The sequence below is a fragment of the Candidatus Methylomirabilota bacterium genome (assembly GCA_036005065.1).
Lineage (GTDB): Bacteria > Methylomirabilota > Methylomirabilia > Rokubacteriales > DASRDR01 > DASYQW01.
Genome location: DASYQW010000386.1, coordinates 1 through 9,884, shown reverse-complemented (window position 1 = coordinate 9,884; position 9,884 = coordinate 1). Strand labels below are relative to the sequence as shown.

The following is a 9,884-nucleotide window of genomic DNA, read 5'->3' as shown; positions in this document are numbered from 1 at the left end:
CTAGTGGCCCGGCCGCCGTTGCTCGGCGGGCGGGTTGACCTGCTCGCCCGCCCTTCCCATGACCAGGGCTTCCACCGCGGCCAGGTGGTCGAGTATCGCCTGGCGGGCGCCGCTCTCGTCCCGCGCCCGGATCGCGGCCAGGATCCGGCGGTGATCCTGGTGGGACCGCTCCGGGCGGCCCGGCGTCTGGAGCGATTCTTCCCGCGTCTGGGTCAGGAGATCCACCAGCGTCGTGACGATCCGGGTGATGGCGCGGTTGTGGGTGGAATGCGCGATGGCGGTGTGGAAGGCGGCGTCCTGCGCGACTCCCGTCCGCCCGGCGGCGACCTCCCGGGCCTGCTCATCGAGGACGCGGGTCATCTCCGCCACGTCGTCGGGGCTCGCCCGCCGCGCCGCCAGGGCCGCGATGGGCGCCTCCAGCAGGCGGCGCGCCTCGTAGAGCTCGGCAATCGCCTCCCGCTGGGTCAGGATCACGAGCGCCAGCGGCTCGATCAGCGATTCGACCGACACCTGGCGCACGAACGTGCCTTCACCCGGACGGATCTCGATCAGCCCCGTGCTCTCGAGCGCACGCAGGGCTTCCCGGACGGACGTTCGGCTCACCCGGAAGCGCTCGGCGAGGTCGCGCTCGGGAGGCAGGCGGTCCCCCGACTTGAGCTGACCGTCCGCGATCAGACCCTTGATCTGGCGGACGATCTCCTCGTAGATGCGGGTACTCTTGACCGGCTCGACGTTTGGCCAGCTCATCTCGTCGGGGCAGTATACGGCGCCCTCGGCGCCCCCGGCAACCCACTCGCCGTCACGACGCCTTCCGCGCAGGAGCCCGGCGCGACCGCCGGGTCACTCGCCACCGCCCCACCGCGATGACGCCGATCCCGAAGCTCATGGGCAGGACCCAGTGGAGCGCCTCCACCCCGCCTTCCCCGAGCCAGCCGCGCACGACTTCATCTTTGAGCAGCATCTCGCCGGCCACCCAGCCGAGGATGCCGGCCCCCAGGTCCACGATCCAGCGGAACCGAGTCATCAGCCGGGCCAGGATCCCACTGCCCCAGATCACGATGGGAATCGACAGACCGACCCCGAAGACGACCAGGAGCATGTCGCCGTGGGCGGCGGCGGCCACCGCCAGCACGTTGTCCAGGCTCATGATGACGTCGGCCAGGATGATGATCCAGATCGCCTCGAACAGGGTCGTCCCGTGGCGGACCTTGTGGTCCCCCGCCGCCTCCTGGGCGAGCAGCTTCACCGCGATCCACAGCAGCACCAGGCCGCCGATCGCCTGGAGCAGCGGGATCCGGAGAAGGAACGTGATGACCCCGATGAACAGGACCCGCAGCGCGACGGCCCCGCCCGTTCCCCACAGGCGGCCCTGCCACTGCTGCCGCTTCGGCAGGTTCCGGACCGCGAGCGCGATCACCAGCGCGTTGTCGCCGGCCAGCGTGAGGTCGAGAATCACGATGGCGACCCAGCGAGCCCAGAACTCGGCGGTCGCGAGTTCGGCCAGGTTCACCGGACGGGCCTCTTGAAGACCTTCACCTCGCTCGTCACGCCCACCACGCCCCGGACGCCCCGGGCCACCGACAGCACCGAGTCGCGCTCGTCGTCCGAGGCGACGATTCCGGCCAGGCGCGCCTGGCCGTCGGTCACCTGGACGTCGACGTCGACGGCGGCCGTCACCGCGTTCGCCTTGAGGGTCGCCTGGACCCGCGCGGCCACCGCCTGGTTCCACAGGGCGGCCCGCGACTCCTCGGTCGGCTGGAACTCCGGGGCTCCGGCCAGGGCCACCACCTGTCGCACCCCGGACTCCTGGGTGACGGCTTCGGTGTTGATGACGAGATCGTAGAGCAAGGGGTCGGTCCAGTCGACCCCGAAGATCTGGCGCAGGCGCCCCCGCACGCCTTCGTCGTAGGCGCTGATGCGCTGGACGGCCTCCGCGTGGTCGACCCGGAGGCGCGTCATGATCCGCTGGGCCCGCACCTCCACGGGAGCGCAGACGCGTACCCGCACCGCGTGGCGGACGCCGCCGAGGAACATCGTCGACCAGCGTCCCATGAAGAGGACCTCGTCCCGCAGCGCAGCCTCCAGCACGGCCGCCCGCAGGTATGCCGCGTACCGCGCGGCCCGGGGGCGGAGGCGCTCGAAGACCCCGGCCGGCCGCTCCACCGCCCCGATCAGGCCCGCTTCCAGCACCCGGTACTCGTGGGCGGCGGCCTTGATGACCTCGTTCCGGAGGAACTCGTAGCCGAGCTGCCGGGCGGCCTCCAGTCCGATGAGCGTGCCGAGGCTGCCCATCTCCTTGGTCATCGCGATGATCGGCATGAGCTGGCTCCTCGCCGGCGGCGCGCCCCGCGCTACTGCGGCCCGGCCTGCACGACCGGCGTCGGGGTGGCCCGCGGCCGGTGGAGCAGCATCGTGAGCAGCGGCAGGGTGAACAGGATGAGCGCCGCCAGCGTGATGATCGCCGAAATGGGACTCTGGAAGAAGATCAGGAGCGACCCCTGCGACATGATGAGGCTCTGCCGGAGGGCGTTCTCCGCGAGGTCCCCCAGCACGAGGGCCAGCACCAGGGGCGCCAGCGGGTAGTCGAGCTTCTTGAAGACGTAGCCGACGATCCCGAAGGCCACCATGTACCAGACGTCCACCATGCTGTTGTTCACGGCGTAGGCGCCGATCGCGCAGATGAAGACGATGAACGGGGTCAGGATGGCGAATGGGACCCGGAGGATCGCCGCGAAGGCCGGGACGAACGCCAGCACCATGACGACCCCGATGACGTTCCCGGTGTACATGCTGGCGATCAGCCCCCAGACGAACTCCGGCTTCTCGACGAAGAGCATGGGGCCGGGCTGGAGTCCCCAGATGAGGAGGCCGCCGAGCATCACGGCCGCCGTCGGCGACCCGGGGATGCCCAGCGTGATCATCGGCAGCATGGCCGCCACGCCCGCGGCGTGGGCGGCCGTCTCCGGGGCGACGACGCCCTCCAGGACCCCGGTCCCGAACTTCTCCGGGTGCCGCGAGAACCGGCGGGCGAAGCCGTAGCTCATGAACGATGCCGGCGTGGCCCCGCCGGGCTTGAAGCCCATCCAGAACCCGATCAACGAGCCCCGCAGGAAGGTCTTCCAGTACTTGCCCAGCTCCCGCCAGGTCGCGACCATCTCCCGGAAGCGCACGCGCGGGCTGACGCCCCGGAACTCCAGCCCCTCCTCCACGGTCAGGAAGATCTCGCCGAGGCCGAAGAGACCGATGACCGCCACGATGAACGAGAAGCCGCGCATCAGCTCGATCGACCCGAAGGTGAGGCGCAGCTTGCCGGTGACCGTGTCGAGCCCGATCGCCGCCAGGATGAACCCGATGAGGATCGACACCAGCGACTTGACCGGATTCCCGCCGCCCAGGCCGATGAAGCTCGAGAAGGTGAGGAGCTGGATGGCGAAGAACTCCGGAGGGCCGAACTTCAGGGCCAGCTCGGCCAGCGGCTGCGCGAAGAAAGAGACCAGGACGATGGAGAAAGCCGCCCCGATGAAGGAGGACGTGAAGGCCGCGGTCAGGGCCTGGGCGCCCTTCCCTTGCTTGGCGAGCGGATAGCCGTCGAGGGTGGTCGCCACCGACCAGGGTTCGCCGGGGATGTTGAACAGGATCGACGTGATGGCCCCGCCGAAGAGCGCGCCCCAGTAGAGCGAGGTCAGGAGGATGATCGCCGAGGTGGGCGGCATCGTGAAGGTGAGAGGCAGCAGGATGGCCACGCCGTTGGCGCCCCCGAGTCCGGGCAGGACGCCGATGATCGTGCCGAGGATGATTCCGATCACGGTCATGGCGAGGTTGAACGGCGTGATCGCGATCTGAAAGCCCATGACGAGGTGCTCGAGCCCGCCCATCGATCCCTCTTCAGTAACCGATGAGCGCTTCCAGGGGCCCTTTGGGCATCGGCACCAGGAACCACACCTCGAAGAGGAGGAAGGTGGCGGCCGGGATGGCCACGCTCAAGAGCACGGTCAGCGCCCAGGAGTGCCGGCCGATCCAGCGCATGTAGGCGCCGAGGTACAGCCCGCCGGCGACGTAGAGACCGAGCCAGTGCGTGGCCAGCACCATGAGGCTCGCCGGCACCAGCACCTTGGCGACGGGGACGAACTGGCCCGGCTCGACGAACGGCTTGCGGTAGAGCGGCGCCTCCGGCTGAAGGAGGGCCTGGCCCAGCACCGCCGCCGATGCGATGGCGAGGGCCAGGCCGAGGTAGAAGACGAAGAATCCCGGCTCCGGCCCGTCCGTGCCCCAGCCGATCCGCAGGCGGAGCCCCTCACCGATGACCACGGCGGCCCCGGCGAGCAGCACGAGAGCGCAGACCACGTCGGCCCTGCGCATGGGAAGTCGTCCGCGGCGGGCCGCGCTACTTCAGCAGGCCGCCCTTCTTCATGAGCTCCTGATGAAGCGTCTCGGCCCCTTCGAGCCACTTCACGTACTCCGGCCCGGTCAGCCAGGACGGCTTGAGCGCGCCCTGCTCGAGGTAGTCCTTGAACTCCTGGGTCTCGTAGACCTTCTTCAGCATGCCCTGGTAAAAGGCGACGGCGTCGGCCGGCATCTTGGGAGCGCCGAAGATCCCACGCAGCATCAGGTACTCGATGTTGGCGCCGAGCGCCTCCTTGACCGTCGGGATGTCGCCCCACCCCTTGGCGGAAAGCCGCTCCGCGTCGAACACGGCCAGCGGCCGGACCCGGTTGGCCTTCCAGTGGCCGGCGCACTCGATGGGGTTGTTCACGGTCGAGTCCACGTGCTTGCCGACCAGGTTGACGCAGACCTCCCCACCCCCCTTGAAGGGGACGTAGATGAACTTCAGGCCGAGAGCTTGCTCGAGCTGGATGGTGATGATCTGGTCTTCCTGGGCCGAGCCCGTCCCGCCCATCTTGAAGGTGCCGGGCTTGGCCTTCACGGCTTCCACGTAGTCCTTGGCGGTCTTGTACGGCGTCTCGGTGTTCACCCACAGGATGAACTCGTCGAGCGCGATTCGGGCGACCGGGGTCAGGTCCTTCCAGTTGAAGGGGACGCCGGTGTGGAGCGGGGTCGTGAAGAGGTTCGAGAGCGTGATGATGATGGTGTGGGCGTCGCCTTCCTTGGCCTTGACGTGGGTGAACCCTTCGGCTCCGGCGCCGCCCGGCTTGTTAACCACGATGAGGGGCCGCGGCGAGAGCTTGTGCTTTTCGACCAGCGGCGCGATGATCCGCGCCATCTGGTCGGCGCCGCCCCCCGTCCCGGCCGGCACGATGAACTCGACGGGCTTGGTCGGCTCCCAGGCGACCGCCGAGGCGCCCGGGACGAGCGTCACGAGCAGGGCGAGGATCCAAGCCACGCGTTGGAGCGTTGTAGTGCGCATCCCGAGCCCTCCGTTCAGTGAGGGTTCAGATACAAGAAGGGCCGCCAGCAAGCCGGCGGCCCTCTCGACAATCCGGTTGCGCCGCCGGCTCAGTTCACGCTCGGCACGGCCCCCGGCTGCTTCCGGAACGCGACGACGCCCGGCATCTCCCACTTCTCCCACATCTCATCCACCTTGGCCTGGAAGTACGCCAGGTCCTCTTCGGTGAAGTGCGCGAAGCGGCCCTGCTTCAAGAGGTACTCGCGGACCGGCTTCCGCTTGCGACCGTCGACGATGGCCTTGGTCTTCCCGTAGTACTTGACCACCCCGTCCTCGACCTCGTACAGGGGGAAGATGCCCGTCTCGATCGCCAGCTCCCCCAGCTCGTGGGAGAGCATCGGGTCATAGTCCCACCCCTTCGGGCAGGGGTCGAGCGAGTGGATGAAGGTCGGGCCGGGGATCGTCAGCGCCTTGCGGACGCGGTTCATCATCTCGACGGCGTACGACGCGCAGACGGTGGCCACGTAGCGGCACTCGGGGTGGCCCGCCGCCAGCATGCCGGCGACATTCTTCTTCCAGCGCGTGTGGATGATCCGCTTCACGGTGCCCGGGGGGCTGAAGGTGGTGTGGGCCCCGTACGGGGTGAGTCCCGAGAGCTGGATGTCGGTGTTCGCGTAGGACTCGTTGTCGTAGAGGAGGATGAGCGAGTTGTACTCCTTGTGGGTGAGGGTGGCCGAGATGGCGCCGAGGCCCATGTCGGCGCCGCCGCCGTCGCCGCAGAAGGCGATGACGTTGATCGGCTCCGCCTTCATCTTGCCTTTCTTCATCAGCGCCTTGAGCCCGGCGGCGGTGCCCAGGGCCGCGGAGCCCGAGGAGCCGAGCTGGGTATGCATCCAGGGCACCACCCAGGGGGTGGAGTAGTAGGTCGTGTTGGCGACGTACATGCATCCGGTGGAGCCCAGCACGATGGTGCGTGGGCCGGCCGCCTTGACCATGAGCTTCATCACCAGGGCCGACTCGCAGCCCTGGCACGTGCGGTGGCCGGAGCTGAAATACTCCTCGATGGTGACCTTCTTGACGCCCTTGAAGGGCTCGAGGGTCTGCGTCTGGTTGGCGAAGATCGTCGCCTCAGCCATGGTTCAGGTCTCCTTTACTCGCGCACGCCGAGCCAGTAGGTGCCGCGCTCGGCCCTGCCGGCCTTGGCCGCCGCATAGCAGATGTCCGTCAGCTTGTAGACGTCCTCCAGAGTCACCTCGCGGCCGCCCAACCCGCAGATGAAGCCGATGAGCGGCGGCCGGTGCTCGGCGTTGTAGAGGGCGGCCCGCACCTCGGTGGCGACGACTCCGGACCCGAAGGGCGACCCGAAGGAGTAATCCCGGTCGATGACCCCGATGGCCTTGGCCCGCCGCAGGGCCCGGGTGAGCTGCTCGTGCGGGAACGGCCGGAACCAGCGGAGCCGGATCAGCCCCACCTTCTTCCCGTCCTCGCGCATCTTCCGGATGGCCACCTTCACCGGGAGCGAGAGCGTTCCCATTCCCATGAGGATGATCTCCGCGTCCTCCGTCATGTACTCCTCGAACCAGGGGTTCTCCGGTCCCCGGCCGAAGATCCGGCGGAAGTCGGCGTAGGCCTCCTCGATCACCGTGTAGGCGCGCTCGGTCGCCGCGTTGTTCTGGCGCCGGATCTCGATGACCCAGTCCTCGTTCACCTGCGGCGCCACCGTGATCGGGTTGTCGGGATGGAGCAGGAGATCGCCCCGACGATACGGCGGCAGGAACGTGTCGACCCATTCCTTGGGCGGCACTCGCGTGAGCGACTGGGAGTGCGTGAGGAAGGCGCCGTCGGCCGAGATGGCGATCGGGAGGAAGATCCGGCGATCCTCGGCCACCCGGTAGGCGATCAGGGTGGTGTCGAACGCTTCCTGGGAGGTGTCGATCCAGCACAGGAGCCAGCCGAGGTCGCGGACCGACAGGGCGTCGTTGTGCTCGACCCCGAAGGCGCCCGGATCGTCGAGGGCGCGGTTACCCACCAGCGCGATCATCGGAACGCGCAGGGCCGGCGTCACCGTGATCGCCTCCATCGCATACATCCAGCCCACGCCCGAGGAGCCGCAGAAGACGCGGGCCCCGACGGTCGAGGCGTGCTTGACGATCTCGAACTGGCTGTGCTCGCCCTCGGCCACGATGTACTCGGCGACGAGCTTGCCGTTGGCGATCTTCTTGGCGATCGCCTGCATCACCGTGTCGTAGGGCCGGATCGGGTAGGCGGTGACGACGTCGATGTCGGCGAGCGTCAGGGCCTCGGCGACGGCCTCGCTCCCCGAGATGAGCATCTCCTTCTCTTCGAGGACCGCGGCGGCCGGGGCCGGCCTGGTCGCAACTGCCATGGACCGTTCCTCCTGTGTCTCTGTTGCAGAGCCTAGGCGCCGGGCGCCTCGGGAATGCCCGTCACGATCGAGGCCGACTCGTGCACGTGGACGGTGGACGGCAGCCCCTTCTCTTCGGCGTTCTCGCCGGGGATGCCCTCGGTCACCGGCCTCCCGCCCAGGTCGGATCCGCTCGCGAGCTCCTCCTCGTACTGCCCGCGGTAGCGGAAGCCGTGGGAGCGCGCCACGTGGACCTTGTCCTGGATCTTCTCGGTGAGCCACACCTTGTAGGCGTCCTTGTCGCGGCGCCACATCTCCCACTGGCTCGCGTTGTCCTCGAAGGCCGCCTCGTTCACCATCGTGATGCAGTTGTGGACGGGGCAGACCGCCTCGCACACCCCGCACCCGCAGCACGACTCCATGTTGGCGTCGTAGAGGCCGTCGGGCATGACGTCGAAGCAGCTGTCCGGACACTGGAGCCAGCAGAGCGTGCACTTGACGCAGGTGTCGAAGTCGATGACCGGCCGCATCGTCCGGGTCGAGAACTTCTTGAACACCGTGCTCCGCTCGGGGCGGTAGCCCTTGGTGCCCTCGATGGGCTTCCCGATGGGCAGGGAGGGGATCGTCACGCCCTCCCGCATCTCCCACCAGCGGGGGAGCTCGAAGGCATAGGGGGTCTCGGGGTTGCCCTCGGTGATCCGGACCGGCCGGCTCTCGATCCGCTCGTAGGCCTTGCGGGCCGAGTCCACCTTGAGGTCCGAGCCCCACTCGGCCTCCCGAATGGCCTCGGACACCGCGTCGATCGACAGGAACTGCGGGGCGATTTTCGCCAGCGCGCCGAGGATCCGCACCTCGGTGTGGTCTTCCTTGTAGACCCACAGCCCCCCGAACGAGGCCTTGCCCGGCAGGATCCAGAGATGGTAGGGGCTGTCCTTCGTGTGGATGTCCTTCAGGAGATCGTCCGGGGACTGGGTCGAGGTCACGAGCAGGTGGCCGTCGGGCAGGAGGAGCCGGTTGATGGGCTGGAGCCCGTACCACGCCCACGACTCCACGCCCTTGCCCAGGGTGTCGTCCACGCAGATGGTGACGTGGAGCTCCTTCGGCTCGTAGCGGGCCATGTGCTGCTCGAGCTCCTCCTTGCTGTCCGCGACGATGGCGAAGTCCTTGGCGGGAATGCCGTTTCGCTGAGGGCTGTCCCCGTATCGGCCGAAGGCGATCCCCCACCGGCCGGCCTTCCGCGCCGACAGGACGATCCCCCGCGTGATGCGCGATGCCAGGTTTTTCTGGAAGATTCCCCGGTAGACAACTTCGCAGATCAGATGCGCCATGCGGGCCTCCCTACGCCACCCAGATCCTCGAGACTAAAGGAATCCTCGTACCGGTATGCTGGTCGGACCACACCTACCCTAGCCCGGGTCCGGCGCCCTGTCAAGCCGGAAGCGCGGCCAGCCGGAAGAGCGGCCAGGGCACCCGCCCAAAGCCTGGCTCGCTCGATCCGGGTGTTCACGCGTGGGTAGTCAAGGGCAGGCCCTCGGCGGATTAGACTCCACCACGCGGGATTCGGCCGGGTAGCCTCAGAGCCGCTGGATGGCGAGGATGTAGTGGGCGGTCGGGAGGACCGGGGCGCCGCCCTGCGTTGCCACCGTGCACTGGTGCAGCGACTTCGGCGTCGCGAAGCCGGTCGGGACGTCGCAGCTGCCGCCGCTCGGCGCGACGCAACTCGAGAAGATGGATCCGTCCGCCCCGATCATCCGGAGGTTGAGCCGCTGGCCCGTCAGGTTGAGGATGATGCGGCAGCGGTACGGGACGGGCGCCGCCGCCGATGCGGCGATCCACTCGTATACGTCGATCTCCATGGCAGTGCCCTGGTTCCGGGGGCTCGCGTGGGCCTGGATCTGGGCACCGGGCGCGAGGATCTCGGAGCCCGTCAGCCGCTTGAATTGCCCCGCCCGCGTATCCCAGGCGGGCACGAGCGCGACGGCCAGGGTGACCAGCAGGACGAGTGCGCTCTCCAGCACGGTTCGTCGGCTCATCTCAGCCCTCCTTCTCTGGGGTCACGACTGTTTTCCTGTCTCACCAGCTTCCTGGGCCCGCGGGACTCTGGCTCTGCCCCCTTTCCCCGCGGCGCCCGACCGCGCCGGTGGCCGGCGACATGGCCTGGGGCTCTCGCCCTGC

The 9,884-nt window shown here is 68.5% G+C and carries 10 protein-coding genes; all 10 read right to left on the bottom strand.

What is annotated here, in order from left to right:
• The 10 genes from VGW35_25995 to VGW35_25950 all read right to left on the bottom strand — a co-directional run bounded on the left by VGW35_25995 (position 1) and on the right by VGW35_25950 (position 9,742).
• The gene (locus tag VGW35_25995) at positions 1–747 is read right to left on the bottom strand and encodes a FadR/GntR family transcriptional regulator (GenBank protein HEV8311130.1); all 747 of its coding nucleotides are present in this window, start codon (positions 745–747) and stop codon (positions 1–3) included.
• Positions 748–799: 52 nt separating this feature from the next.
• A complete protein-coding gene (locus VGW35_25990; protein HEV8311129.1) occupies positions 800–1,510 on the bottom strand; it encodes a TerC family protein in 711 nt (236 codons plus the stop codon).
• On the bottom strand, positions 1,507–2,319 hold the full coding sequence (locus VGW35_25985; GenBank protein HEV8311128.1) for a cytidylate kinase family protein: 813 nt from the start codon (positions 2,317–2,319) through the stop codon (positions 1,507–1,509). The genes VGW35_25990 and VGW35_25985 overlap by 4 nt, the downstream gene beginning before the upstream one ends.
• Before the next feature lie 32 nt (positions 2,320–2,351).
• Positions 2,352–3,875, bottom strand: coding sequence for a tripartite tricarboxylate transporter permease (locus VGW35_25980; protein HEV8311127.1), 1,524 nt, complete (start codon positions 3,873–3,875; stop codon positions 2,352–2,354).
• A gap of 10 nt (positions 3,876–3,885) precedes the next feature.
• Positions 3,886–4,359: a tripartite tricarboxylate transporter TctB family protein gene (locus VGW35_25975; GenBank protein HEV8311126.1), complete on the bottom strand. Its 474-nt coding sequence runs from the start codon at positions 4,357–4,359 to the stop codon at positions 3,886–3,888.
• A gap of 25 nt (positions 4,360–4,384) precedes the next feature.
• Positions 4,385–5,341 (bottom strand): tripartite tricarboxylate transporter substrate binding protein, encoded by a 957-nt coding sequence (locus tag VGW35_25970; protein ID HEV8311125.1) that lies wholly within the window; start codon positions 5,339–5,341, stop codon positions 4,385–4,387.
• 113 nt (positions 5,342–5,454) lie between these two features.
• On the bottom strand, positions 5,455–6,480 hold the full coding sequence (locus tag VGW35_25965) for a thiamine pyrophosphate-dependent enzyme (protein ID HEV8311124.1): 1,026 nt from the start codon (positions 6,478–6,480) through the stop codon (positions 5,455–5,457).
• A 14-nt stretch (positions 6,481–6,494) separates the two neighbouring features.
• The gene (locus tag VGW35_25960) at positions 6,495–7,730 is read right to left on the bottom strand and encodes a pyruvate ferredoxin oxidoreductase (GenBank protein HEV8311123.1); all 1,236 of its coding nucleotides are present in this window, start codon (positions 7,728–7,730) and stop codon (positions 6,495–6,497) included.
• Positions 7,731–7,762: 32 nt separating this feature from the next.
• Complete coding sequence (locus tag VGW35_25955; GenBank protein HEV8311122.1) at positions 7,763–9,037, bottom strand: 4Fe-4S dicluster-binding protein; 1,275 nt, start codon at positions 9,035–9,037, stop codon at positions 7,763–7,765.
• Between the two features lie 246 nt (positions 9,038–9,283).
• Positions 9,284–9,742 carry a hypothetical protein gene (locus tag VGW35_25950; GenBank protein HEV8311121.1) on the bottom strand — a complete coding sequence of 153 codons (459 nt, stop codon included), beginning with the start codon at positions 9,740–9,742 and terminating at the stop codon, positions 9,284–9,286.
• Between the last annotated feature and the right edge of the window lie 142 nt (positions 9,743–9,884).